Origin of the sequence: Shewanella pealeana ATCC 700345, assembly GCF_000018285.1 — a bacterium.
Classification (GTDB): Bacteria; Pseudomonadota; Gammaproteobacteria; order Enterobacterales; family Shewanellaceae; genus Shewanella; species Shewanella pealeana.
Genome location: NC_009901.1, coordinates 586,461 through 611,943, shown reverse-complemented (window position 1 = coordinate 611,943; position 25,483 = coordinate 586,461). Strand labels below are relative to the sequence as shown.

The 25,483-nt window shown below is 44.5% G+C and carries 20 protein-coding genes and 2 pseudogenes; 6 read left to right on the top strand and 16 right to left on the bottom strand.

Going from position 1 to position 25,483, the window contains the following annotated elements; translation table 11 throughout:
• Positions 1-231: 231 nt before the first annotated feature.
• The 4 genes and pseudogenes from SPEA_RS02645 to SPEA_RS22590 form a co-directional block, all read right to left on the bottom strand.
• Entirely contained in the window at positions 232-3,051 is a 2,820-nt protein-coding gene (locus tag SPEA_RS02645; protein WP_012153764.1) for a hypothetical protein, read from the bottom strand.
• Between the two features lie 402 nt (positions 3,052-3,453).
• Positions 3,454-4,824, bottom strand: a complete 1,371-nt coding sequence (locus SPEA_RS02640) for a leucine-rich repeat domain-containing protein (protein ID WP_012153763.1) — start codon at positions 4,822-4,824, stop codon at positions 3,454-3,456.
• 105 nt (positions 4,825-4,929) lie between these two features.
• Positions 4,930-5,487, bottom strand: coding sequence for an imm11 family protein (locus tag SPEA_RS02635; protein WP_012153762.1), 558 nt, complete (start codon positions 5,485-5,487; stop codon positions 4,930-4,932).
• 543 nt (positions 5,488-6,030) lie between these two features.
• A pseudogene (locus SPEA_RS22590) lies at positions 6,031-6,518 on the bottom strand (hypothetical protein).
• Between the two features lie 504 nt (positions 6,519-7,022).
• On the opposite strand from SPEA_RS22590, the gene SPEA_RS02630 reads away from it, so the two are divergent.
• On the top strand, positions 7,023-7,682 hold the full coding sequence (locus SPEA_RS02630) for a LysE family translocator (protein ID WP_012153759.1): 660 nt from the start codon (positions 7,023-7,025) through the stop codon (positions 7,680-7,682).
• A 237-nt stretch (positions 7,683-7,919) separates the two neighbouring features.
• On the opposite strand, the pseudogene SPEA_RS23545 reads toward SPEA_RS02630, so the two are convergent.
• Positions 7,920-8,153, bottom strand: a pseudogene (locus tag SPEA_RS23545) (hypothetical protein); the annotation flags it as partial.
• Positions 8,154-8,447: 294 nt separating this feature from the next.
• Here SPEA_RS23545 and SPEA_RS02620 point away from each other — a divergent pair.
• Together SPEA_RS02620 and SPEA_RS02615 are read left to right on the top strand one after the other, a co-directional pair.
• Positions 8,448-8,807 (top strand): hypothetical protein, encoded by a 360-nt coding sequence (locus SPEA_RS02620; RefSeq protein WP_041410789.1) that lies wholly within the window; start codon positions 8,448-8,450, stop codon positions 8,805-8,807.
• 52 nt (positions 8,808-8,859) lie between these two features.
• Positions 8,860-9,318, top strand: a complete 459-nt coding sequence (locus tag SPEA_RS02615; RefSeq protein ID WP_012153756.1) for a hypothetical protein — start codon at positions 8,860-8,862, stop codon at positions 9,316-9,318.
• Between the two features lie 1,140 nt (positions 9,319-10,458).
• On the opposite strand, the gene SPEA_RS02610 is transcribed toward SPEA_RS02615, so the two are convergent.
• From SPEA_RS02610 to SPEA_RS02560, 11 genes are all read right to left on the bottom strand, one after another.
• Positions 10,459-11,742: a winged helix-turn-helix domain-containing protein gene (locus SPEA_RS02610; protein ID WP_012153755.1), complete on the bottom strand. Its 1,284-nt coding sequence runs from the start codon at positions 11,740-11,742 to the stop codon at positions 10,459-10,461.
• A 207-nt stretch (positions 11,743-11,949) separates the two neighbouring features.
• A complete protein-coding gene (locus SPEA_RS02605; RefSeq protein ID WP_012153754.1) occupies positions 11,950-12,795 on the bottom strand; it encodes an ABC transporter permease in 846 nt (281 codons plus the stop codon).
• A 1-nt stretch (position 12,796) separates the two neighbouring features.
• Positions 12,797-13,705 carry an ABC transporter ATP-binding protein gene (locus SPEA_RS02600; RefSeq protein ID WP_041411242.1) on the bottom strand — a complete coding sequence of 303 codons (909 nt, stop codon included), beginning with the start codon at positions 13,703-13,705 and terminating at the stop codon, positions 12,797-12,799.
• A gap of 68 nt (positions 13,706-13,773) precedes the next feature.
• Positions 13,774-15,102 (bottom strand): nitrous oxide reductase family maturation protein NosD, encoded by a 1,329-nt coding sequence (gene nosD / locus SPEA_RS02595; RefSeq protein ID WP_223296558.1) that lies wholly within the window; start codon positions 15,100-15,102, stop codon positions 13,774-13,776.
• An 81-nt stretch (positions 15,103-15,183) separates the two neighbouring features.
• Positions 15,184-15,672 carry a nitrous oxide reductase accessory protein NosL gene (locus tag SPEA_RS02590; RefSeq protein WP_012153751.1) on the bottom strand — a complete coding sequence of 163 codons (489 nt, stop codon included), beginning with the start codon at positions 15,670-15,672 and terminating at the stop codon, positions 15,184-15,186.
• 350 nt (positions 15,673-16,022) lie between these two features.
• Positions 16,023-16,970: an NrfD/PsrC family molybdoenzyme membrane anchor subunit gene (gene nrfD, locus SPEA_RS02585; protein WP_012153750.1), complete on the bottom strand. Its 948-nt coding sequence runs from the start codon at positions 16,968-16,970 to the stop codon at positions 16,023-16,025.
• Between the two features lie 2 nt (positions 16,971-16,972).
• A complete protein-coding gene (locus tag SPEA_RS02580; RefSeq protein ID WP_012153749.1) occupies positions 16,973-17,680 on the bottom strand; it encodes a 4Fe-4S dicluster domain-containing protein in 708 nt (235 codons plus the stop codon).
• A 77-nt stretch (positions 17,681-17,757) separates the two neighbouring features.
• On the bottom strand, positions 17,758-18,495 hold the full coding sequence (locus SPEA_RS02575) for a tetratricopeptide repeat protein (RefSeq protein WP_012153748.1): 738 nt from the start codon (positions 18,493-18,495) through the stop codon (positions 17,758-17,760).
• A 31-nt stretch (positions 18,496-18,526) separates the two neighbouring features.
• Positions 18,527-19,330, bottom strand: a complete 804-nt coding sequence (locus SPEA_RS02570) for an FKBP-type peptidyl-prolyl cis-trans isomerase (RefSeq protein ID WP_012153747.1) — start codon at positions 19,328-19,330, stop codon at positions 18,527-18,529.
• Between the two features lie 37 nt (positions 19,331-19,367).
• Positions 19,368-19,796, bottom strand: a complete 429-nt coding sequence (locus SPEA_RS02565; RefSeq protein ID WP_012153746.1) for a rhodanese-like domain-containing protein — start codon at positions 19,794-19,796, stop codon at positions 19,368-19,370.
• A gap of 60 nt (positions 19,797-19,856) precedes the next feature.
• Complete coding sequence (locus tag SPEA_RS02560) at positions 19,857-21,893, bottom strand: multiheme c-type cytochrome (protein WP_012153745.1); 2,037 nt, start codon at positions 21,891-21,893, stop codon at positions 19,857-19,859.
• A gap of 556 nt (positions 21,894-22,449) precedes the next feature.
• Between SPEA_RS02560 and SPEA_RS02555 the strand changes: the two genes are divergently transcribed.
• The 3 genes from SPEA_RS02555 to SPEA_RS02545 are packed head-to-tail and all read left to right on the top strand — an operon-like array spanning position 22,450 to position 25,452.
• A complete protein-coding gene (locus SPEA_RS02555) occupies positions 22,450-24,432 on the top strand; it encodes a heme lyase CcmF/NrfE family subunit (protein ID WP_012153744.1) in 1,983 nt (660 codons plus the stop codon).
• The gene (locus SPEA_RS02550) at positions 24,429-24,875 is read left to right on the top strand and encodes a cytochrome c-type biogenesis protein (RefSeq protein ID WP_012153743.1); all 447 of its coding nucleotides are present in this window, start codon (positions 24,429-24,431) and stop codon (positions 24,873-24,875) included. Before SPEA_RS02555 ends, SPEA_RS02550 begins: the two co-directional genes overlap by 4 nt.
• Positions 24,868-25,452 (top strand): TlpA family protein disulfide reductase, encoded by a 585-nt coding sequence (locus tag SPEA_RS02545; protein ID WP_041410787.1) that lies wholly within the window; start codon positions 24,868-24,870, stop codon positions 25,450-25,452. The genes SPEA_RS02550 and SPEA_RS02545 overlap by 8 nt, the downstream gene beginning before the upstream one ends.
• Positions 25,453-25,483: the final 31 nt, after the last annotated feature.

Below are 25,483 nucleotides of genomic sequence, written 5' to 3'. Positions count from 1 at the left end.
GGCAGGCATAGTCAACAAAAGTTAACCGCGCGTGACTTTATGCGATCTAGATCACATCACTAGTGGTCAACAAAATGAAACCCAAAATCGGCGAGCTAATTTAGGAAAGAGAGAAGGATGGCTAAGTTTTGTGCGGCAAGTTACAGCTGAGGTTTAGGTTATTAAAGGGATTACGGGTGGGTGACTTTATCGCTACTTTATCGCAATAAAGCCACCTTGCAGTGTCAGTCGTTAAGCTCTGTTACCAAACAACTTACCAGCCAGTTGCTTCACTGCGCTGGAGCAGTCCTGTAAAAAACTCTGGGTGCAGGCCTCAGACAGTGACTCTTCACCTTGCAGCATTTCAAGTAGTTGCACCCGCTCATTCGACGTTAGCCAGTCCTGCATATCCGGCAAGCGATTTTCCGCCGCTAACCTGCATACAAATGCTTGCTGCTCGTAGCCCTCATGCACAGCAAAATACACCAAAGATGATGCTGGTACGCCGGCTCTATCGAGCCAATTTAGTGCCCAGCTCTGTTTAGCCACATCGAGCGCATCGCCAATATCACTGTCTCGGTGACGCTCATTACCCACCTCAGGGTGGCTCCAACGCTCCGCCATTGCTATGTCACCACTTTGGATCTGGCTTGCCACATAGGCATTTTCTACCGAGCTTCGCCCCAACCAATGCAAGCCACGCTTACCTAACTGCGCTAAAAACAGTGCCAGACGCTCTGCCATTTCATTTGGTAGCAACCAGATAAAGTCAGCAGGACCAAGCTTACCTCGATACATTGGATAGGGATTCCAGCCTTGGAGTTTTGCTAGTTTCAGCGCCTGTGGACTCAAGGCCTCTAAGCCTTCACCGCTGGCAAGGTAAGCCATCAGTTTGTCATGCACAGCTTGCGCAGTATCGTCCTCAAAATCTTCTTTTAAGGTATTGAGTAGAGCCACTTCAAACATCGGCATTATCGGCAATGCAATACTTGGATTCACCGCCTTAAGATGCTGGAAAAACTCCAAAACCTGATCTTCACGGCAATACTCAAGCTCTCGTAATAGCGTCTCAAATTGCTTAAGTTGCTGACGCCCTATCATGCTGGTATCAGCACTATCTAATGCTGCATATTGCGCAACTTTGTCAGCGTAGCGGCGGGCAAACCTTGAGTCCGCAGGGCGGTAATCGGCCACCTGCTGATCTGTCATCAATGTGAAGGCTTCCAGCGTGGCGTCAGATACGCCGTGTTGCTGTAACAGATCGAATAAAGCAGTCTCAGCATCTTGGTCATTAATCGCCGCATAAAGTGGGTAATCGGCCTTAAATTTAACGATGCGATTTATCACACGTTGAGGCGCAATCGATAGCCAGAGTTGCCAATGCCTTTTAGCCAGCTGCACAATCTGACTCGATGGCTCAAACTGATTTGTTTCTGCAGACTGATTTAACTTACTCGCACTTTGTAATAACAAGCTGGTTAACATGTAGCGTTGACCACCATCATAGCTAAACAAGGTCCAATAAGCCGCCTGTTTCGCGCTAATATCAGGCCCAGACTTACCTCCATCTTTTGCCATGCCAGCACGCACTAGCTCGATCATTTTTGCGTCGCTCTGTTGAGTAACCTCCACCTCGACACCTGGCTTTTCAACATACGTCAGCCACTGGCGCAGTGCTTCAGTATCAGCTTCTGCTACATCGCAATACTTGAGGACAAAATCAGTGAGCAGCTTACTCAAGTGTTGCTCAAGCCATTGCTCAATCGCATCACGCTCCGCAAAACTTGGCTGCTGGAGCAGACGCTGTGCAAGATAGGCACTCCCTCCTAGATGCACAGGCATATAAGGCAAGGCTTCTACAATCTCTTGACCATCGCGATAACCAAGCTCATCACTCAGGCGTTCAAGGCGGTTTTGAGTCAACAGTTCGAGTCTTGGATTGAGACAGCTGAAGAAGGAGCGGCCGGCTTTTTCATCCCAGTGTCTAGGTTCAACTTCAGGCTCTGACTCGACGTCACTCTCCTCCTCGGATTCTTGCTCAGCTTCAACTTCAGCTGGCTCCATCCAAGCTTGATAAACGTTATCAAGTCCATTTAACTGAGCTTCTGCCAAAGCAAAAAAGTCTGATTCGTTGTGAGTTTCAGTGAGTATTGCCGCTAAGGCGATGATTTCGTCTTCAACTTTAGCGCCGCAAATAAGCTGCTGCTTTACCCTGTCTTGCCACTCTTCTTGTGAGGATTCTACCTGCTCTTGCAGATCCCAGCGCTCACATCCCACAGGCCAAGCGCCCATGGTGCCGTAGTACTCAAACAACATCTGAGTCAAAGAGTTCGATTCGTCAGCAAACACCAATATGGGGCTAGTTTGCAGTCGTGCTAGTAGCTCACTTTTAAAGTAACTGTAATCGTCAGGATGAGACTCGAAATGCGCTAACAAGTCTGGCTGTCGCGCATCATAATCCTCTCCTTCAAAAAAATAACGGCGCACCTCAGCCCCATCACACCAGACATAAGCCTTGATCAAATCACGGCTCCAGCCATGCTTGCTAACTAAATTGCTAAGCAAGCACAGCGGTGCGGTCATGGTCTGGGTATCCCAGTAAGGCACAAGGAAGCGAGCAAGCATTGGGCTATAAGAAGCATCGCTTTCTATCAGCATATACAGAGCTTCGATACCAAAGGCATTGCAGTCATCTATCCAGAGATCGTTAGAATCGTTGCGGCTACGAGAGAACGCCACCAAGGCTTCGACAGTTTCAACCACCGCAGGCATCAACTCAGGGAAGTTCAATGCAGCGCCAAACAGCACAGGTTCGCTGATATAGCTTAACTTCTGTTCATCGCGACAGGCATTAATGGCCTGCTCTACCAAAGTGCGGTTATCGCCAGCATCTTCGATAGTCAGTGCAACCCCACCAGACTTAACAAACTGCACATTGAGCAACAGGTTCATGGTTAAGCGAAACGCCGAACCCTTCTCTATGTGCTGACGATACTCAGCTAATGCACTGCTAATACTCTCAGGAGAGCGAGGATCGACAACGATAGAAACATACTTATCAAACTGGGCCATATGGCATCCTTGGCGGTGGAATCAAATAAGAAAACAAATAGATAGCGGGAGAGAAGAGTACTGTGCAGAACAGGAAAATGCGAATCGAAGTAATAGGATATGCGGTGGTGTCACAGATCAGCTTTCGCCTTGACGTTAGCCTAGGTCTACAAACTTTGTTTTAAGCAATCAAGCGACGCTTGATAAAGCGTCATGAGGCTACACCTAAAGTGCGAGCTATCGGTCGAACAAAGCCGTGATGACATGTAGGCCAAGTAACGGCCAACCCCGCGAAAGCTACGCCGACATCCATGTCGGCATCACCTGACTCTGGTTTATAAAGAGTTTCCAATGTACTTCGGCAACTCCGATGGGGAAATAGGTGCTCTAGGGGCTTACCAGCTGTCTACGATTGGGGGGCGGTTATTTCCTTATTATTGCAACATTCCAATCAAACGCCCTGCTTCCGATGGAGGTAACGGAATTAGGAATGGTTGCGCACGTCAGGGTATTGTTACCAAACGCATCATCTCCGATAGAGTTAACGGAATCAGGAATGGTGACGCTTCTCAGGGTATTGTTTGCAAACGCTGCAATTCCTATAGAGGTTACCGAACTTGGAATGGTAACGCTCGTCAAAGCATTATTAATAAATGTCTCATCTTCGATAACGGTAACGGAATCGGGGATGGTAATGCTCGTCAGGGCATTGTTAGCAAACGCTGTATATCCTATAGAGGTCACAGAACTGGGAATGGTGATATTCGTCAGGGCATTCTTAAAAAATGCTGCATACCCTATAGAAGTAACGGAATCAGGAATGGTGATACTCGTCAGTGCATTGTAAAAAAAAGCCTTGTTTCCAATAGAGGTAACGGAATCAGGGATGATGACATTCGTTAGAGCATTGTGAGAAAACGCGGCAAACCCTATAGACGTAACCGAGTTGGGAATGGTGATGCTCGTCAGTGCATTGTCAGAAAACACGCCACTTCCTATAGAGCTAACGGAAGCAGAAATAGTGACGCTCGTCAGGGCATTGTGACTAAACGCACGCTTTCCTATAAAGGTAACGGAATTAGGAATGACGACGCTCGTCAGGGCGTTGCTAGCAAACGCATCATCTCCGATAGCGTTAACGGAATCAGGAATAGTGACGCTCACTAGGGCATTATTAGCAAACGCATCATCTGCGATAGAGTTAACGGAACTTGGAATAGTGATGCTTGTCAGGGCATTGTTACTAAACGACTCCTTTCCCATATAGGTAACTGAGTTAGGAATGCTAACGCTTGCAAGCTCATTATTTTTAAATGCCCTAAATCCTATATATGTAACGGAATTAGGCACTGTGACGCTGGTTAGGGCATTATTAATAAACGCCCAATCTCCAATATGCGTAACAGAGTGAGGAATGGTAACGTTCATCAAGGCATTTTTAGCAAACGCCCAATTTCCGATGCGTGTAACCGAGTCAGGAATGGTGACATTGACTAAAGCGTTCTCAGCAAAGGCCTCTTCTCCTATATCCGTAACCGAGTCAGGGAGAGTTATACTGGTGAGGGCATTTTTAGCAAACGCTCTATCTTCAATAAAGGTTACTGGTACACCATTAAAATCACTTGGGATAACAATATCTTTATAATCAGCGGTGTAATGAACTATCGTATTTGTATTTTTATCAAACCTCACATCATCCAATGTAAGGATATGCGCTTGGTTTAATCTAGTGGTATCACTACTACATGCAAATATGGAAAACATTACTGAAAAAGTAATTAAATATTTGGTCATACTTTCCTACAATAAATCAGCCTACGGCTGATACTTTAAGAGCTAAAAATGTTTATGTTCTCTACCATTTAACATAGGCATTTAACATAGGTGTCTATCATTAAGCTATTTGGTCGCCAACCAAGCACTCCAAGCAGTAACAGGAATAAAATGCACGCCTTGGAGATTCTGCGTGTTTAAGGAATCGACTATTGATTTGTGCACCACAGTTACCGGGCTATGACCAACTTTAAATATCAATCTATCTGTTAGATTGATATTAGCCAGCTCGCTTGATAATAAAAACCTATCAACATTTTTTATGTTGCCCCTTTTTATGGTCACTTTTGATTTTTTCTCATCAATGAGTGAAATGAAATTGATGACTTTTAACAGGTAAAATTTTTCAGCTTTCTGGTCAATATTTGCAGGAATAAATTGCACATACTCTAAGTCAAATGGACGCAGTAAAGCGTACAGTTTTTCACTCAGCAGATACTTAGGTGAGCAGTACACATCCGCGAACCCTTCACTGTCACCTTGAGTCGTCATCTTGTACGCTAAAGCCTCATCTACTGACAGCAACTCTCTTTTATTTTGAACCGTTTCTGTAAACTCATTGGCCGCATCGAGTAAGCCAAACTGACAGTCTTCAGTCCAAACGTAATATTCTTGGTTAATCATTAATTATTTCTTCCAGTTAGACTTCGTCTAACAACTAAAGTCGTGGCGCTTCGCCCCACATTGGTAATGCATCAGGCTACGCCTGCTCAAAGTCGTGAGCTTCCAGCTCACACTCGGGCAAAAGGGGGACTACAGCTTCACCCTAGCCGCCCCGACGAAGTTGTTGATCCTCATACTTATGGATAAATCGCTAACGCTTCCGATGGGACATCCTGCCCCGCGAAAGCTATGCCGACATCCCTGTCGGCATCACGCGATTGATTCCAATGTACTTCGGCAACTCCGATGGGGATTCAGATGTTTTCTGCAGCAAACTAATAAACAAAAACTAATAAAAGCCACCCATTAATAATCAACAATATAACCGTTATAACGGAGTCTTTCTCGAACTAAAAATATGAGATGAAGCATTATTTGATGGCGAGCAAGAAATCTAGTGATTAACCGGATGAAATTCAGGCAGCGTGAGTAAATAAGCTAAAAAGCGAGCGTGGAAAAACAACCGAAGTAGAACGGTAAAGCGAGTGATTTGTTTAGAAATTCTTAGCCAACTTGTAAATATTGGCAACTATTAGCGAAGTGCCGTCGTCGCTTATCTAAGTGTTCGCAGTAATCCGTAAGTTCCTCTAAATTACCAACAGGGCCATGAAACAGTTTACCAAATTCGGTGGTGATCTTAAGCCAGTTATCGCTTGGAATATTGAGTCTATTCAATATCTTTTCTGCGCTAGGAGAAATGACTCCTCGTTTATCATCACGAATGATTCGGCCTGTTTCATCTACAAGTGTTAGGTAATCTTGCAGTGAGAAATTAATGCCACTGTTCGACCACCTCTTTATCAGACCAGTGATTAACTGTTTCTAAGTCGATATAAAGCACTACATGCAGATGGTTACTCCCTCTCTGTCACCAAGAGTGCATAGGCTGCTACATCAATGGCAAATACCTCTGTTAACTTCAGTAATTGCGACTCTACCCAACCACGGCGATGGTCATAGTTCTTACCTGTGTATTTGTCATCACCACACAAGAAAGCCCGACGAACAACACGGCTACAACAATGGTAATAGGGACTTCTTGTTAAATAGAGGGTTCAAGACTAATTAGCGTACTTCTGGGATTGGCTTACAAGGAGAAGCATAAGACCTCCTACTTCAGTAATAACTAAAGCTTAGTGAGAGGGCAACAAAACATGCCATTTATCATGGCTGTCTATGGTTAGGCTTTAACCACTAACCACTAACCACTAACCACTAACCACTACTAATAGTTTGAAACTATGGAATTTAACAGCAATTTCTGCCGCTTAACGACGGAAGGTAATCTCGATTATCTAAATTATCATGGCTCCCATCCATAATGCATATTGCTCGAAAACCATCTTAGTGGTAACTTGCTAATATCATTGCAAATAAATAACTTCCCACCCAGACGAGATACCGCAAATCCCCGCAGAGTATTATCGAAGTTAGCGCTAATACACTGTTATATTTTATTGTAATTTTTGTGTTTTATTTTTATGGAGTCACTTTAGATGGACATAAGCTTGATAGGAATTTTTGCTACTGTTGCCTTTGCTCATTTTTTAGCATTAATTAGCCCAGGGCCTGATTTTGTTATCCTTGTAAAGAGTGCCGTTAAAAATGAAAGCAAAAAAGCCATAGGAGTCGCACTGGGCATATCAATTGCTAATGCATTATATATAGCATTATGCTTAATTGGCGTGGGTTCATTATTAGCGAGTTCTGTATATATTATGGTAGGGCTAAAAATTGCAGGAGGGTTGTTTTTAATATATTTAGCAATTCAAGCCTTACGTGCAAAAAAAAGCGATTACGCTGGTTTGTCTTCTCAAGTAAATCGGGGGGCTCATAATGAGACCACTTTATTCAAGGAGTTTATTATTGGTTTTATGTCTGCAATTTTAAACCCAAAAAATATTCTATTTTATTTAAGCTTATTTACGGTTGTGTTAACTAAAGACGTAAGCCTTACATTTAAAATCATGCTGGGAATTTGGATGACTTCCATAGTGTTTATTTGGGATTCAGCAATTGTAATTTTTTTGTCTGGCGATAAAGTCAGGAGTAAATTTTCTAAGCTGGCTTATTACATTGATAAAGTAACAGGTGCGATTTTAGGCTTAGTCGGCTTTACAATCGTGAAGGCCGCGTTTACCAAATCAAACGTATAATATAGTTGGAAAATCACCGTTGGCCATCGCACCATCTCAGCCTAGAAATTTAATGGCCAACTAGAATAAATTGAACTGAAAGATAAATACCTTTTGGTTGATACTGTTTTTCACTGCCCATTAAAGCTACTGCCTGGCGGGCTGCACCTCCTTAAGAGCTGCATTCACTCGTTGCTGTGTGCTGATGTAGTCTGACTTCCCTGATGTTTTAGCTACCTTCGCGCGAATAGATTTCCAGTCTGGCCAGATATTAACTATTTCAAGGGCAATAGTAAGTGTCACATGCTGATGATCACTCGTCACCGAACAGGCTGCGACATCAACCACAAATACCTCCGTTAACTTCAGTATTTGTTCCTCACCCCATCCACAGCTATGGTCATAGCTCTTGCCTATGTATTTATCATCACCACACAAGAAAGCCCGCCGCACTACACGGCTGCAGCAATGGTAATAGGGGCTTCTTGTTAAGTAGAAAGTTCCAAACTAATGAGTGTACTTCCGGGATAGGCTTACAAGGAGAAGCATAACCACCTCCTACTTCAGCAATAACGAAAGCTTAGTAAGAGGCTACAAAACATGCCATTTATCATGGGTGTCTATGGTTTGCTTTTATTTGGCTAGGCTCTTATGGTTATGCTATACCCAAAAGTAACCTTTCTCATATGAAACCTTTCTTTTTTTTGAAATACTTATTGACTGCACCACCAAAAGAAACCTAATATATATACAACGTTACGGCAACCATAAAATAAGAGACCTTAAATGAATAACTTAGACATTCACTATACCCCCTCACCAGCTCTTACTCAGCTAGCAAAAACTTTTGAGGCTGAACTTCTTTGGGACTTTTTATGTTCCCCAGAAAATCAAATACGAATGGAAACAGCAACATTTTTGCGAAAGCCTGCACTTGAGCCTTTATCACCTTATTTACGAGAAAAATTTGAATTTTTTCGTGTTGAATCGGCTGACAAAGCAACTTTTGACAGATTCAAACAGTTAGCAGGTAGTATGACTAAACAGGTAATGAAAGAGTTGGGGTACGAGCTTGAAAAAAACTCTGTGACAGTATTGCGAGGTGGGGTTTTTAAAACTGCTTCACGTTATGTACCTATTAAATAAAAATCATTTAATACCACAATGCAGCTACCTTTTATCAATATAAGGCAAACTAATGAGCGGTATAATTTGGACATTAGAAACACTAAAAACAATTGAACAACTAGACTACCTGTGGAGAGTTATAGAAAACTCTGATCTAAACGAGCAGGACTCTGTCTATTTCGGAATTAAAGGGGAAGGACATTCTCCAAACTATCTGATAAAGAATATAAATGGTGAAAAAAAGGCCTATAAAGGGCTTAGTCATACACTTGACCCTGAAGGAGACTACAACCCTAACAATCTTTCTCAACAAGGCTTTTCGCAAGAAGAGTTAAAGTCGGTATTTGATCAACAAAGTAAATCACCAAATGCCGCCAAAGCACTTATGCTTGAATATTGGAAAGCCAATAAAGAACGTTTTCCGCCTAACCTAGAAGTTGGCAAATATCGCTCAAAGATAATAGAACTGTCAACCAAGGGAATACCTATTGCAAGATCATTCGATTTAGCTATTAGCAATCCTGACTAATAAAGTTGAGTTTATAACCACACAAATTTCGGGCAAGAGAAATAACTTTTGTCCGTATTTTCACATATCTTACTCTGGATCCGACTTTCTGTTAAACAAGAGCTCGGTAATTCCAACTGGAATATTAGGGTACCTGTTAGTTTGACTAATTCACACTTCTTATCAAATTGATTCAATAGTGCATTTAAAAATGAGGGGATTTTATTTCCCTTTAAAAAGACATTAACGATGGGGTCTATGATAAGGGTGAGAGGTGTAGTATCAGCCTGCGGGTCACTCAACCAGTTAGCCTTACCAACTGTTTGCTGTCCTAGACTCGATCTTATGATACAAACAACTAATACTACTTCAGTTTAGCCTCACGGCATAATCGAGCCTGACCCAATTACCGCTTAAAAGCGTCACTAAACTCTCTAAGAATAACCTCAACTTGTTCGTTGATGTTTGACCTTATCAAACATCCCGCAGAACGAGGCATTTCAAAAATTGGGCTAACATAAAACCCCCTCTAACGTTAGGCTATTCCAATTCATAGTAACTAAAAGCGTCAATATATCAAAGCACTATAATCTCTAATAATGTACTTAACGCATAAAAAATTGCTCAACAGTAATTCAAACCACCATTTACGTATTCTTAAGTTATTAAAATTCCACGTGCCGCTACAGAAAACACCCATTCCCCATCGAAGTTGCCGAAGTGCGTTGAAGAAATAGTCGTGATGCCCACATGGATGTGGGCGTAGCTTTCGCGGGGCAGGATGCCCCATCGGAAGCGTTAGACTATTTCGAATAAGTATGAGGCCCGTATCTAATGCATGTAACTTCGTCTGGGGCGCTGAGGGTTTGTTAAGGGGGACAAGCGCTTTCCCCCTTGACTCGGGTGTGGGCGAAGCGCCACGACGTTGATTGTTAGACGCAGTCTAACTTAAAGGTCAAGCGCAGCTTGATTGTCTTTCTCTGAAAAACACGAGTCAGGCACAGCCTTAATAGCTCAAACCACAAAGCAACGTGCCCACGCTACGGGCACAAAAAAGCCCACATAACCGTGGGCTTCCAAAGTGGGACGCAGTCCCATGATGCTAATCGTTAGACGCAGTCTAACCAACCAGCTCAGCTCGATATGAGCCCAGATATCGATCTAAATATCGAATCTCTCATAATGGTACCAAGCCGTAACTTGGCCAAACAGCGGAATGGTCCAAACCGCAGTCTTATGATCCTGGTGAACTCGAATAAAATACAACTCTTCATCTTTAATATCACGCTTACGTAAATCGCGATAAAAACGCACCGCTGAGTCATTCAATGTCTCCGGTTTAATTAAGTCTTTTTGTTCGACTTTAACCTGGAACACATCCACATTTAGCTCATCTATCTTGCCTGAATACTGCTTAAACTTACCACGTACCTTGTACTTAATCGGCGTAGTCAAACAGTCTTGGTCGGTAATGCAGGTCGATGAGTAAAACTCGCCAGTATCTGCTGAGTCATAGATCAGCGACATATTGATATCGGCGCGAATAAGCAGCTCACCTTTAACCGGAAAATACACATCTGCTTGATAGTTATGCTCTAAGAAAGCACCACTAGTATCGGTACTTTCAGGTAGCATCACTCGATTGTAACGGATGCGTTGCTCCATCGCGGTCGACAGCTCAACAAATTCAGGCATATTGAGAGACGCTGGCTCTGAATCAACCGAAGTAATGTTAATTAAGCCTTTACCAGCACATTGCTTAGCATCGGTACCTGGGCATATTGCCATTGAATAATTGTCACCATCGGTGGCTGCGAATGCATTAAAACCTTTATGACAGGTCATAAAGTTATCGTCTGGCTCAAGGTGTTTTTCCCACATAAACGGATGTAAATGGGGGGCATTATCTTTATACAACAGCTGGGTATCGCCCTTTAGGCCGCCAACCTTCAGCTCAAATTGCTCGTCGGCACTCCAGCGGGATAGGTTTTGCTTAATCTTATGGTAATCACTGAAATACCAAGCAAGTATCAGTAGTAGTAAAGCAATAACAATGCCTGAAATCTTGACTAACAAGGACACATCGACAATCGCGGCGCGCATCGATTCGGCGTCATTTACTGCCAACATTTTCACATGGGATTGAGTCGAAATATGTAGCTGATAACCGCGACGAGCAATCGTCTTTAGCTGCACCTCACGATAGCCATCAAGCTTTTTACGCAGGGTACTTATACATTGGGTTAAAGATGTCACGGCAACCACGCGGTCTGGCCAACCCGCGCTGAGTAACTCTTCTTTTGAACAAACGGGGTTTGCAGAAAGCAAAAGGCGATGTAGTACTGCAGACTCAGAGAAGGTCAGACTAACCTTTTTACCACTCACATGATCGACTAACTGGTTAGCTTCTGTATCTAACTCTAAATAAGGAGTGATTTTTAACACAATGGGCCTCTACTACTTACTGTCTGCAATTGATATATAGACTGCAAATTCTACAGCTAAGTATTTAAGAAGAATGTGATTTTCGACTCAAAACGGCCGCTATTGAGCGGCCAATCATCGTCAGTGTTCACAAATTTAGCCATTAATAATATTGCCTATTTATAGGTATCTATTTTCCAACTTATCAAGCTGATTTTAATCGCCCCCTTACAGCGGTTTACGCTTAAATATACGATGCGAGATCAGCGTCAAGGAGCCGATCCACAACATAAATAATCCGTACATTCCCGGCAGTCCCCAATCTGTGGTCGCTATCATAGCCAGACTACCACTCGCCCCCTCTCCCTCAATCGCGACGAGATTAATCGCGCGGTAGAGATCAGTCGGGCTCATGGCGATGAGAATGTTAATCAGGAACTGATTAACAAAAGCGAAGTCTGACACTAATAAAGTTAACAGTAGCAAGTCATAGATCAGTACAAACAGAAACCACAGCAGCAGTAAACAGCCGATAGCCTTGGCTTTTTCGGTGCATTTAAGGCTGACAATGTAACTCAACAAAATAAAGGTCAATGCTAGCAAATTACTGCTCAGCACAAACTGTGCAAACGCCGCCACTAATTCGCCGCTATGGTACTGCTCTCCAACAAGCAACAATAGGGCTGCTGTCAGTCCAAATGCAAAACCGGTTGCCACTAGCATCACTGTGATGTGACCAAGCAACTTACCAAAAATAATCTGCGACCGCGTCAATGGATAAGACAGTAATAACAACAAGGTGCCCGCTTCCTCTTCACCCACGAAGCTATCGTAACAGAGCAAGATGGCCGCTAACGGAATGATAAATACAGAGATGGTCGCAAGACTACTCATCAGGCTATTAAGCTCGGGCAAATATAGGCTGCCCGTCACTGCACTACCGGCGAAGCTGACACTTAAGGAAAGCAGTAGAAATATACTGCCCATAAAGGTTAACCACCGATTGCGTGAGCTGTCGCAGATCTCTTTATAGGCAATAATCAAAATCGGAGATTTAAGTCTATTCATATACATTCTATGACTGCCCTACAGGGGAGCCTAAGGCCTGCCCCATTAAATCGTGATAAATGTCTTCGAGCCTTGGCTCTTTGATTTCGAAATCAAAAATTTGGCACTGAGAAACGAGGTGCTGCACTATTTCTGGCTTTTGAGCGGCACTAAATTGCAGTAAATCATCGCAGTAAAATTGCTGGAGAAAGGCGTTAGACTTAACTCTTTCGCTGAGCTCAGTAAACTTGATACTGGTTTTTAATGTACTGCCGCGACTCAGTTCACTGCTGGTGCCTAATGCGACCCGCTTACCTTTGGCCATAATCAACGCCCGATCCAGATGAGACTCCACCAGAGATAGCTCGTGAGTCGAGATCACCACGGCGCAGCCTGCCTGTTTAAGTTGATTAATCTTGCCATATAGGAACTGCGATGCCTGTGGATCGAGTCCGACGGTCGGCTCATCGAGCAGCAAAATTTTAGGCTCTGCCAAAATCGCCTGCGCGACTCCGAGACGTTGTTTCATGCCTTTTGAGTAGGTTTTTAGCTGGCGATGCTGGGCGTATTCGAGGCCAAACTCTTCGATCAACGTCTCGACTCGGCGCTGGCTGATACCTTTTAGCGCGGCAAAATAACTGAGTACCTCACAGCCTGTTAACTTGTCATAGAAGCTGGCATCCTCAGGCAGGTAACCGAGGCGTACACAGTTATGAGCCTGACTCTCCTGGGCGCTTTGGCCCAGAATAGTCACGGTTCCTGAGGTCGGTGGGATCAGCCCAAGAATGATTTTAATCAGGCTAGACTTACCCGCACCGTTGTGACCAAGTAGCGCCAGCGTATGGCCTGCTTCGACCTCAAAGCTGACGCTATCTAGTGCGATAAAATCGTTATATCTAAGGCTAACATCGGTTAGCTGTATTGCGAGTTGTGACATTGTATTCTCAGCCCTGCTTTTATGATTAACCCCGTGCACTTGGGTTGCAGCGTTCATCGCCACTTTCATCAAAATGGCCCCCTATCGACATTGCTCATACCCAGTAGAGGAAAGCTATCGACAATCCCCGTTGCCGGGCCAAACTCAAACTGACCTTGCACCCAGCGCAGCAGTGCCACCACAGGGCTATTCATTAAGAAGCGCGCCTCAGGATAGAGCCAGAAAAGTTTATCGAGATGATCGTTCGGTCTGTATGCCTTATCGGCAATACCGTCGTGATTACTGTCCCAGCCCATATGGCCACTCCAGTAATTGCCTCGTCCTTGATGGCTCCACTCAAGCAGCGAGTCGCCGACGTATTTCACCTGAGTCTTGTTATTAACAAACTGATTGCCGTAAACCTTATTCTTCTCGCCGCCCATGGCCATGTAGATGCCGATATCACTGGTTGAGAACAAGTTATGGCTCACTTCATTGTCGCGAGCACCGTAAATAAAGATGCCTTTACCTTCGTTACCCAGCTCGGCGGTACCTTGGGGGTTATGGGCCTGAGATAAGCGGTTATTACTGACGATGCAGTGGTTACTGATGTTGAGCAGCACGCCAAAGTCGATAGTGTTAGATGCCTGATTTTGATGCAGATTAACAGACTCAGAGCTCATGATGGCGTAGCCACCATCGACGCTATCCACCCGATTACCATAGGCCTCGTCATGCTTGGTGTACATGTAGTGAATACCGTATTGTGCAGAGTGGAAGCGGTTATCGAACACTAGGCTGTTGGTGCTGGTTTCGAGATAAACGCCGTCTCTCACATGGGAGATTTGGTTACCATGCACCACAGGGGCATCGACCCCTTTGAGGTATACACCGTCGCCTCTGTCGAGCTTATAAAGTGCGGGGTTACCTGAGATAATATTGTTCGCCACTGTAATATGGCTGGCATTTTCAGAGTAGATCCCAAAGCCGTCACCTTTAAACTGGCTGGACTCGATACGTACTCGGTTAGCTTTGTCTTGCAGTAAGATGCCTGAGTCGAGCTCATAAAGATCGCCGCCCCAGTGCTGAATTTGTAAATTTGAGATGGTCACATCTGAGCTAAAGATCGTGATAGCACTACCACGGCCCTCTGCATCAATAATTGCGCCCTTCTCACCTGTTAAGGTGATGGCCTGATGGATCTCAAAATGACCACTATATTCGCCAGCGCTTAACACTATGGTGTCACCGGCGATGGCGTCTAGCAGCTGTTGCTTGAGGCTTGCAGCGCTCGCCACCGAATAAGTAGCCGCTAGACTAACAGGGCTTAAGAGTAGAGAGAGACAAGCGCTAAGGCAGACTTGTTTTGCTGCCTTGCATAATAGTGGTAGCACTTGAGCAGAGGTGGCATTTTTCATAAATAGATTCATTAGATTGGTAAGTCATCATCACAGGCAATCACTTACCGGACTTAATTTATTCGTAATGGCAATGAGCCATTACTCACCAGCTAACAGGGCGATATCAATCTTTTCATAAGGTAGAACGGCGCCGCCAAACTCTTGGGCAAACTTAACTGCATCTTCTTGGTTCTTAAAACTGGCCACCGCAGGTCCCATTACGGCCTTTTTAATGGTGCCGTAGACGTACCATGCTTGAGTTGCCTCGGTGAAGGCTGCGTCTTTTGGCTGCTCCCAGTCTGTCGCTGCAACATCGTGGACAAATAACGCTTCAATCTGACGCTTGTTTTCTGCTTGCAGCGCGAAGTTAAACATATCGCGAGTCGAGCAGAATTTAGGTACGACAGTTTGCCCTTTAAGATGAACTTGGCCTTTAGGGCCTGGATACTTGGTGATCATCATGCCGCACAAGTGGCAACGGTCATGCTCATTAATGGCCTCGGCCGTGTATTGCTTGGTATCGGCGCTACTGTCGCCGCAAGCGCTGAGCAAAGGTATTAGGAATAACAAACAGATTAGCTTTTTCATTTTATCTCCAGGATCCATCTTGCTTTCAGGCTAGCCCTTCGACGGCCTTGCAGGGACGACATTCGAAGGGCTAGCTTACTCACAGTTAGCCTAATTAATGGCTTAGGAGCAAAGGCGAATACATCACTAAGCGCCCATAGGGAAAGCGCTCAAAGACCTTATGCTTCGACTTCCTCAGCTCATTGCGGCTAACATTATTTGTATTGAGCCTTTGGTCACTCACTCCCGCGCTAAGCTAATGCTCAACCGGTCTGGGGAGTGAGGAGCCGCTGACTCTCTACTTATTTAACGTCAGATTAATCGACAGTAGAGCTAACGTAGGGGCGTTAGCGCTACTGCAAAAAACCTCACTAGATGGCATTTAACTGGCCTGCGTAAATGATGAATAAACGCAGGCACATCATGCCAACAACCGCACACATGCCTGACATGAAAAACGCTTTAGCCGAATGGCTGAAGGCTTTACCTGTGGCGAAGTTAAGCAGTAGTGGACCAACAAAACCGGTACCCACTACACCAATCCAGAACACATTTGCCCATACGCCGCTATGGAAAGCTGCGAATGCACTTTGTGCGCCTGCATTACCTGTTGCTAGAGACATGATGATCATGAATAAGAACAGAGCTTCGGCAGCCATTACTGGCCACTCAATGGCATGTAATGTGTGCATGTCTTTGCTGTGTAGGTCTTCTTTAAATACTGATACTGCAACCATTTTTGCAGCGGCAGCACCGGCAGAAAGACCTGACGCAACAAATAGCGCAGGCAATACTGAGGTATTGATAATTGGGAAACGGATCAAGGCTGAGATCAAGAAGCCGGTATAGGCACACACTGACATAGCAAGTACCAGTACTAGCTTTTCAGATGGCGCACGAATAACGCGTAACTTGTCGATAACAGGCAACAAGAAATGCAGTGGCTTACATGCCTTAATCTCTTCTTCAAACGCGAACAGTGTCACCAACGCTACCAAAGGAATGTATGCATTTAGGACAAGAACACCCACAGACATTACAGAGTTTAGGTTGTAGAACACCAAGATTCGCCAGAAGAACAGCGGGTTAGTCAAGTCGATAACTAGACACAACATACCCAGTGCAATCGTCACTAAAGAAACTAAAGACGCCGCCTTTAAGAAAGGGGTGTTTTCAGTTTGTTTTTTGTAGAAACGAATGAACAGCGCAACCGCTAATGCACCACCAGAGATACCAGCAAAGAACAGGTAAACCGCAATCGGCCAAGGCCAAGCGATGCCTTGTGACAGGCCCATTGTAAATTCAATATTACCGTCCATGACTATACTCCTAGCTTCACAATAGGGATGTAACGCAGGCTAGGCTCAGTACCGAAGCCCGGCTTAATACGTACCGAGTCCTTCACTGCCAATAGCTTACTCACGTATGAAGTTGGATCATTTGCATCACCAAAGATCAGCGCGTCGTAACGGCACTGCTGCACACAAGCAGGTAACTCGCCGATGGCAAGTTTGCTGTTTAGGCAGAAGTCACAGTTATCGGCGACGTCAGTTTCTTTATTGATGAAACGTGCGTCATATGGGCAAGCACCGATACAGTACTTACAACCAGCACATTTCGCCGCATCCATAGTCACAATGCCGGTCTTCTCATCACGATGTGCAGCGCCTGTTGGGCAAACTGTTACGCAAGGAGCATTCTTACATTGCTGACATGAAACACGCACAAACTTACGCTGACAACCACAGTCACCGGTTTTACCACAGTGTGGACAAGGTTGACCCTCGACGGCGCTTGATTGCTCTTCCATTAATAGGCGAGATTTACCTTCTGGTAAGTGGTTAGCTTTATTACAAGCATCCTTACACTCACCGCAACCAACACATTTGTTTTGGTCGAAAACCATTACATAGTGCGGCTTGTTGGTATCTTCCTTGTCTTTGACCGAGCTACACCCTAGCGGTGCCAATATCAAAGAGCTGGCTCCTAGACATTTAAGGAACCTCCGTCTCTCTAGATTTTCACTCACAGCATCCTCCGATTATCGGTTTAAAACCGACACTTTATTTTTTTAATTTAATATTCTGTCTGGCGTTTACTTAAGCGTTAATGAGCAACATCGGCATCAACTTGCGTTAATTTGTTCTTCGACTTTTCAATTGCGAAATTAATAGCGTCACGATTAAACACTTGCACCTTATTGGTTAACACGATATTCCAGTTATCGATTGCCTTCTGATAGTCACCATTGAGGTAAGCATCATTGGCAATGAGTAAGCGGGTATTAAACTCTTCGTGATGTTGAGCTAGCGCCCTCGCGATCACTAAAGAGGTATCCATGTTGATTACGCGATCATCTCGGTAGTACATGGACGTCGCTTTTAACCCTAAGGCCTCGCTGTTATCGCTGTTAATTATCAGCAACTTGTCTAAGGTTTCGAGTGCATCATTGTATAAGCCACCATCGATATACGACTGGGCTAAGCTTAATAACACTAGTGGATCTGCAGGGTTCTCTTCGGCAAGCTTCTGTCCCTTGTTGATATCGGCGACAAGCAGATAATCAATGTTGTAGTCAGCCATGGCTGAGTCTAAGTCTTGATATCGGCCTAACGTCAAATATAGGAAAACAGTAACGCTGATTAGAAATAGTCCTATGAATCCAAAGGGGTAATTATTGTTTGAATTAGCGTCACTTTTGGTAACGTAATAATTAGAGCCAAAACAATCTCCAATCTCATTTTCTAGATCTTGAATGCCCCTGCCATATCTAAAGTGATGGCAAACAAGCAATGCAAACGAACAAAATAAGATAGCTGAAATACTGAGTAGCAATGTATTCATCTTGGCTCTATATCAATAATTAATATTAAATTTAATTGTGTGGATTGGCGCCCATAGAGCCGCCCATCATGCCACCCATACCCATGCCACTTAGTCCCATGCCGTGAGCACCTTCACCAGGCGCTTCAACTTTGACTAATTCAACTTCAAATACCAAAGTAGAGTGAGGCTGAATCATGCCAACAACACGGTCACCGTAAGCGAGTGCAGGTGGAATCGTTAACTTAAATTTTGACCCTTGAGGCATTAGTGCAAGAGCTTCTTGCCAGCCTTCAATAACGGTAACTAAAGAGAAACGGTTTGGTTCGTCACGGTCATAAGTGCTGTCAAACTCAGTGCCATCAATCAAGGTGCCCTTGTAGTGAACGGTAACAACATCGTTGCCTTGCGGCATTGTGCCTTCACCTAGGGTGATCACTTCATACTGCAGTCCTGACTCGGTCTGTTTAACGCCACTGTTTTTAGCATTTTCAGCCATGAAAGCTTCACCCGCTGCTAGATTCTTAGCAGTGAGTGCATCTAACTTGACCTGCTTAGCCGCATTTAACGTCTCTGCGCGCTGATTAAGGTAAGTCACGATTTCCTCTTTAGACATTTTTGTTTCGTCTTGTAACGCATCGAGTAAACCGTTTACAACTTGCCCCATATCGACTTCTGCGCCGAGCTGAGTTTGGCCATATACCTGACTAGAGATATGGTGACCAAATGACGCACCTATACTGTACGACTCCTTTTCAACGTCAGTGGTGAGGTCGCTATTAGCAAAACACGACGCTGATACTGATAGGGTTAGACAAGACACAACGGCCAAGACACTTTTTTTAAGCTTTTTCATACAATCAATCTCACTAAAAATAAATAAACATAATCCGTTATGGCTTTTCTGTTACTCGATTCGATAAACGCCAGCCGTAAATTCCATCTGGCATTTGACGAACATTGGTATAACCCAATTTCATCACGTGTCGAGCAGCAATTTCACTGGCATTACAAAGACGGTTTGCACAGTAGAGAACCAACTGTGCGTCTTTGTTTTTTGGCAGTAAGTCTTTCCAATTTTTTACGTTGAAATAAACAGCGCCTGGAATGAATCCTTCTGCCCATAACTCCAATGTATTGACGTCGAAGAAGTAAACTCCCTCTTTGCCCACTAAGGTTTCTGCTTCTATCATGGTGATCGTATTAAGCGGTTCATCATAATATTTAGCAGGGGCCATCTCCTGACCGCCACCGGCATAACTGCCCGCCGATAGCATTGATAACAAGACGGTGAAAACGACACTTCCCAGTACTCTATTCATAGTTTCTCTCTTAGTTACCTCAACCTAAGCGCACCTAGGTTGAGGTCGGTATTAACTCAATTACATCTTTTTAGCGCTGTAACCAACACCGTCTAGAATGTTCTGAGCTTGGGTAACATAAGTTAGGGCTGCGTCTAGACGCTTCTGGCTGTAACGGAAGCCATGAACACCCCATGAACCATCTTTCTTGATTAGGTCGATAGTTTCTTGCGCTTTCTCAGCTAGCATTAGCACTTCAGTCTTGTCTGCAGTAGACAGCTTAGTCACTTCTAGTAGCGTATCGATGCGCTCAAGAGCTTGTTCAACTTTGGCGTAAACGTCTTTAACAGGCGTTTGCATCTTCATCACTTCGCCGTAGATCTCTAGCTGGTCGTCGTAATGTAGGCCAGTTTCTAGCTCAGACTGGAATGGGCTGTGACAACCCTTGTTATCCACTACGTCTTTGTCAGAAATCGCTGTACGAGCACAAGTCCACATTAAGTCTAAGTAGTTATGACCTTCTTCGTTCTTAGCCACAGTCCAGCCTTTCACGCCTGAATCACGTGGTTGACCTTCAGGAGGGTTCAATGTCTTACGCTCTGGGTCGATATCAATCTTCCACATGTGTGAACGACGTACCGCGTCGAAACCTGCGCTATCAGGGAACTGAATCGCAGCGAAGTTTTCACAGCTACCCATGTTAGGCATGTGACAGCTTTGACACGTTTGGTTGCTGTGTGTGTCTGTGTTGTCAGCGATCATCGCTTGCGCTTCGTGACAATCAACACAGTCTTTCTTCAGCATTGGCTTAGAGAAACCTGATAGGAAGTCGCCATCAGTCACTTCGTGTGGATCGTGACAAGTTGTACAACGCATACCTTTCTCGTAATGAGAAGAAGCAAACATTTGTGAACCTTCAGTACCACAAGATGGACAAGCAGACTTCATGTATACGCCAAATGCGTATTCCATCTTCTCTTGCGCTTGCTCTGTATCAGCTAGTGCATCAACGAAGAAGAAACGCTGGTGACAACGTTCACAGTTAGACTGCATGCCGCCAGTACCGCCATCTAAGTGACCGCCCGCGCCATGACACTCTTCACAAGAGATACCCTTAGAGATAGTGTGCTCTTGTAGCTTCTTAGCGTCGCCAAGTGCATCGAAGAACTCTTGCTTGTTTTGGAAGTCAAACTTATACGTGTGGCACATTTCACAGTAAGAGCTACCAGGTTGGAAAAGCATCTCTTTCTCGTACTTAGCACCGTATGAAGTCATACCCCACTGGTGAGAACCTGTAGCGCCAAACTCTTCTAGCGTTACTGGGAACTCTGGAATTGCTTTGTTAATCTTCTTCGCCATCTCTGGAGTTAGCCATTCAGCCCAACCACGAGAGAACTGGTTAGCACCGGCAACCATCTTGCCTGTACCTTCAGATAACAAACCGTCACGAACGTGGTAAGTACCACGAACCAACCATGAATCTAGGAAACCGTACTTAGTACGTGGTGTACCAATAATGGCGTACACGTCGTTAGCACGAATACCGTCTGGAAGCATTGATGCATCACTACCGTATAGCTTTGCATTCAAATCGCCATTTGGTACTTCTTTATCGGTAATTTCGCTTGGGAAACGCACTACGTTTGCGTGGCGCGAACGTTGCCATTTCTCAAACTGAGTCGCGTGACACTCACCACACTTCTCTGGACCTACGAAATTGTTTGGGAAATCCAACGTTGATTTAGCACCTAGACGGTACTGAACTGCACTTGGACGACCTACACGCTTACTGTATGCCTGGCTTCCGCCAGTATCTAAATATTCTTCACCACGGTCACTAATATGGTAATCACCAATTAAGTTACCTTCTTCTTGATATTTGAACATTGGATGGTTTTGAAATAAGAAATCAAACAACTCATCTTCTTGAACAATATAATCGTGTAGCGATTTAACACCTGTTCTTTCTTCTGTACCAGCATAGTTTGCAATTGCATTCTTAGCAGATGCACCCATTTCTGGGATGCTATTGTACTTATCACCAGCAGCACTAGCGTTACCTATTGCGCCGAAACAAAACAGTACACTCGCGACTGCTTTAAGTTTCCAACTTTTCATCATCACTCCTAGTTATAACCTAGTTATAGTATTTTCATCATCATTCAACTTAGGCACTCTCTTGTTAAGCTGAACAACTAAACAATCGAGTTGCAGCTATTTTCCATATCTTTTTTGCAAAAAATACGCGCTACCGCAAGAAATGAGAGCTTGAAAATCACAGATAGTAAAAAATCGCTGAAAACAATTTAAATACAACAACTTGCACACGAATACCAAGTGCGTTTTTCACTTGTAATAGCATTTTTTGATATCTAAAAAGACCTAAAAAAAATCCATTTAGACGTGAAAAAATATCAGAAAGGATACCGGGTTCGATAAAGGATAGAGAGGTCACAAAACACTTAGCTAATATACCCTACCCTTGAGTTCAATAACGTAGAACAGTCGTTGCTAAAGCATCTAAATTGACCGCTGGTTAATAAACAGTAGTCTAAACAATTTAAATAAGTAGCTAAGTTCAATATCAACAATAGTAAAAAGCTAAATTATAAAGAATAGTTTTCATACAGGCTTTTTGAACTTATAAACGTAAACGAATAGAGAAGTTAATAAGATGATCCCAGAGCTAGGACTTATTTTCCTTATCATTAGCACAGTCACGGCGGTGTTACTTGCGTTTATTCCGCTCTATGCGTCATATACTAAAAACCATTACTTATTTAGTTATGTAAAAACATTAACCGCATTAATGACGGTGACCATTAGCGCTTCTATATTATGTTTACTTGTTTCGTTTTTACTCGATGACTTCTCGGTGGCTTATGTAGCCAACCACTCTAATACTCAGCTAGCGATCCTATATAAGGTGGCTGCGGTTTGGGGTAGCCATGAAGGCTCGATGCTGTTTTGGGTAGTGTCTATCGCAATTTGGGGCTGCTTGATTGTATTCTCGTCGCGCTATCAAGACCCACTATTTATCGGCCGCATGATCGCCATACTGGCGTTTGTGATTGCAGGCTTTAACCTGTTTATGCTGTTCACTTCAAACCCTTTTGCCCGCTTGCTCCCCAACTTCCCAATCGAGGGGCGCGACCTTAACCCGATTTTACAAGACATAGGCTTGATCTTTCATCCACCCATGCTATTCCTCGGCTATGTTGGCCTGACAGTCACTTTTGCCGCCGCGATTGCAGCGCTACTTGGTGGCAAGTTTACTCAACAACATGCTGGCTACCTGCGCCCTTGGGTACTTATGGCTTGGGTATTTTTAACTGGCGGCAATGCCTTTGGTTCTTGGTGGGCTTATAACGAACTTGGTTGGGGAGGATGGTGGTTCTGGGATCCGGTGGAAAACGCCTCGTTTATTCCCTGGCTTGTGGCAACCGCGCTATTACATAGCGTTGTTCTGAGTCAGCAGCGTAGCAGTTTTAAGATCACTACCCTATTGCTGTGTTTACTGGCATTCTCATTGAGCTTATTAGGCACCTTCTTAGTGCGATCTGGAATCGTGCAGTCTGTACACGCCTTTGCTTCAGACCCTACTCGCGGCATGTCGATTCTATTCCTATTGGGTGTTTTTGTGTGTGGCGCCTTAACCCTGTTTGCCTTAAAGGCTCATTTGATTAAGTCTAAATCTGACTTTGCCCTCGTCTCACGAGATAGCGTGATGTTGCTCGGCAACATCGTCTTAATCGTGGCCGCTATCTCTGTGCTACTCGGTACCTTCTATCCACTGTTATTCGAACTATTGAATCTAGGAACCCTATCGGTTGGCGCGCCCTACTTTAACAGCATCTTCGTGCCACTGACCTTTGTTGCCGTACTATTGATGGGCGCCGCACCTTTGATTAAATGTCAGCAATCTAGTCATCGTTTATACCTTCTTGCAGGCCTATTCGCCGCAGCGGCAAGCATTGGCGTATTGGTTGCACTACAAACCCGTGGTGGTTTCAACCCTTGGGTATGGATGGGTGCTACTTCAGCTAGCTGGATATTACTAACTCTTGGCTACTTAATGTTTAACCTACGCCAGCAAGGATTAGCCGTTATCGCTAACAAGTCGGCCATGTTGATCGCTCACCTTGGTGTGGCTGTCACAATTATCGGCGCTACAGCCGTATCCAACTTTGAAACGGAGGAGTTACTCAGAATGGGGCCGGGTCAAGGCAAGGTCGTGGCTGGCTACACCTTCGTCTATGAAGATACTGTCGATGTTGAATCAAGCAGCTACACCGCGATTCAGGCTAATATTCGCGTGACCGATGTGGATGATAAGTTTATTGGCTATATCACCCCGCAAAGACAAACCTTTAAGACTAACGCCATGGAGACGACTCAAGCGGGCATCATGCGTAATTTAGTGCGGGATCTGTATGTATCGAGCGGCCAGCAACTGAGTGAAACCGAATACCTAGTACGTATTAGCCATAAGCCGCTTGCTTGCTGGATTTGGATTGGTGGCCTAATGATGATGCTAGGTGGTTTTATTGCCGCGATGTCAGGGCTTTATAGCTTGCGTCAGCAACGCACTGCTGTTGATTCATCTGTCGCGACGACGCAATACGCAAATACATACAGCGCCAAGGAGCTAGCATGAGCAACTCGTACACGTCGACGCTAATGCGCTTATTGGCAGCCTTTGCCATCTTGCTGTGCCTAAGCCTTTCCGCGCAGGCGGCCAGCGACAAAATCCATTACACCCCAGACCAGATCCGCGATTTAGGATTTGAAATCGCCCATGAGCTACGCTGCCCTATGTCGGTCAATCAGAATCTGTTTGACTCAGGTGCGCCTATCGCCAGCGAGCTTAAGGGACAGATATTTTTGATGCTAGATCAGGGTGAATCCAAAGCTGAGATCATCGATTTTTTAGTACAACGCTATGGCGAGAAAATCAGATATCAACCTAGCTTTTCGGCCGCTACCGCCCTGCTTTGGTTTGGACCATTGCTTCTTCTATTTGGCATTATTGCTTTCGCGGTGATTTGGATCCGTGAACAACGTAAACATCAAGATATTAAGGCTAATACCTATGAATAAAACACATTTACTGAGCGGCTTATTGGTTCTCTCATCTCTACTTATGCCAGCCCAAGCTCAAGTTGCATCAACCAAGGTGTACAACACAGGCAAAGCCATTGAAAAACCACTGATTATGTCGCGCTTTATCGAGATGCAATCGGCGCGCTCAGTGCCTGAAGTGATGTTTACCGATACCAAAGGCAAGCAAATTAGCCTCAAGCAATATAAAGGCAAATTGGTACTGGTCAACCTATGGGCTACTTGGTGTGCGCCATGTATCAAAGAAATTCCGCAGATGGAGAATATCCGTCAAGTTAACAAGAATAACGACTTGGTCGTAGTGCCTATCTCTATCGATGAAGAGAGTGACAAGGTACAAGCCTTCTTAGAGCGCCATGAGCTTGGTCACTACCAGACTTGGCTAGACCCGAAGAAAACCATCGACCAAATTATGCCAGCCGATGTGGTGCCTGCAACTTATGTGTTTGACGGTTCTGGCAACCTAGTGGGCTTCCTACGTGGTTACCTAGATTGGGGCGACAAAGAAGTGCAACCGTACCTTGAAAAGCTAACGGCGAAGTACGCGAAGCGTTAGAAGTTAACAATAGCCGCGAAGCGTTAGTAAT

Excerpts from the sequence above, each read along its gene's own strand:
- nrfD (WP_012153750.1), bottom strand. The coding sequence starts at position 16,970 with ATGGACGGTAATATTGAATTTACAATGGGCCTGTCACAAGGCATCGCT.
- SPEA_RS02640 (WP_012153763.1), bottom strand. The coding sequence starts at position 4,824 with ATGACCAAATATTTAATTACTTTTTCAGTAATGTTTTCCATATTTGCA.
- SPEA_RS02615 (WP_012153756.1), top strand. The coding sequence starts at position 8,860 with ATGAGCGGTATAATTTGGACATTAGAAACACTAAAAACAATTGAACAA.
- nosD (WP_223296558.1), bottom strand. The coding sequence starts at position 15,102 with ATGAAAAATGCCACCTCTGCTCAAGTGCTACCACTATTATGCAAGGCA.
- SPEA_RS02560 (WP_012153745.1), bottom strand. The coding sequence starts at position 21,893 with ATGAAAAGTTGGAAACTTAAAGCAGTCGCGAGTGTACTGTTTTGTTTC.
- SPEA_RS02575 (WP_012153748.1), bottom strand. The coding sequence starts at position 18,495 with ATGAATACATTGCTACTCAGTATTTCAGCTATCTTATTTTGTTCGTTT.
- SPEA_RS02630 (WP_012153759.1), top strand. The coding sequence starts at position 7,023 with ATGGACATAAGCTTGATAGGAATTTTTGCTACTGTTGCCTTTGCTCAT.
- SPEA_RS02590 (WP_012153751.1), bottom strand. The coding sequence starts at position 15,672 with ATGAAAAAGCTAATCTGTTTGTTATTCCTAATACCTTTGCTCAGCGCT.
- SPEA_RS02545 (WP_041410787.1), top strand. The coding sequence starts at position 24,868 with ATGAATAAAACACATTTACTGAGCGGCTTATTGGTTCTCTCATCTCTA.
- SPEA_RS02600 (WP_041411242.1), bottom strand. The coding sequence starts at position 13,705 with ATGTCACAACTCGCAATACAGCTAACCGATGTTAGCCTTAGATATAAC.
- SPEA_RS02550 (WP_012153743.1), top strand. The coding sequence starts at position 24,429 with ATGAGCAACTCGTACACGTCGACGCTAATGCGCTTATTGGCAGCCTTT.
- SPEA_RS02635 (WP_012153762.1), bottom strand. The coding sequence starts at position 5,487 with ATGATTAACCAAGAATATTACGTTTGGACTGAAGACTGTCAGTTTGGC.
- SPEA_RS02605 (WP_012153754.1), bottom strand. The coding sequence starts at position 12,795 with ATGTATATGAATAGACTTAAATCTCCGATTTTGATTATTGCCTATAAA.
- SPEA_RS02565 (WP_012153746.1), bottom strand. The coding sequence starts at position 19,796 with ATGAATAGAGTACTGGGAAGTGTCGTTTTCACCGTCTTGTTATCAATG.
- SPEA_RS02555 (WP_012153744.1), top strand. The coding sequence starts at position 22,450 with ATGATCCCAGAGCTAGGACTTATTTTCCTTATCATTAGCACAGTCACG.
- SPEA_RS02645 (WP_012153764.1), bottom strand. The coding sequence starts at position 3,051 with ATGGCCCAGTTTGATAAGTATGTTTCTATCGTTGTCGATCCTCGCTCT.
- SPEA_RS02570 (WP_012153747.1), bottom strand. The coding sequence starts at position 19,330 with ATGAAAAAGCTTAAAAAAAGTGTCTTGGCCGTTGTGTCTTGTCTAACC.
- SPEA_RS02620 (WP_041410789.1), top strand. The coding sequence starts at position 8,448 with ATGAATAACTTAGACATTCACTATACCCCCTCACCAGCTCTTACTCAG.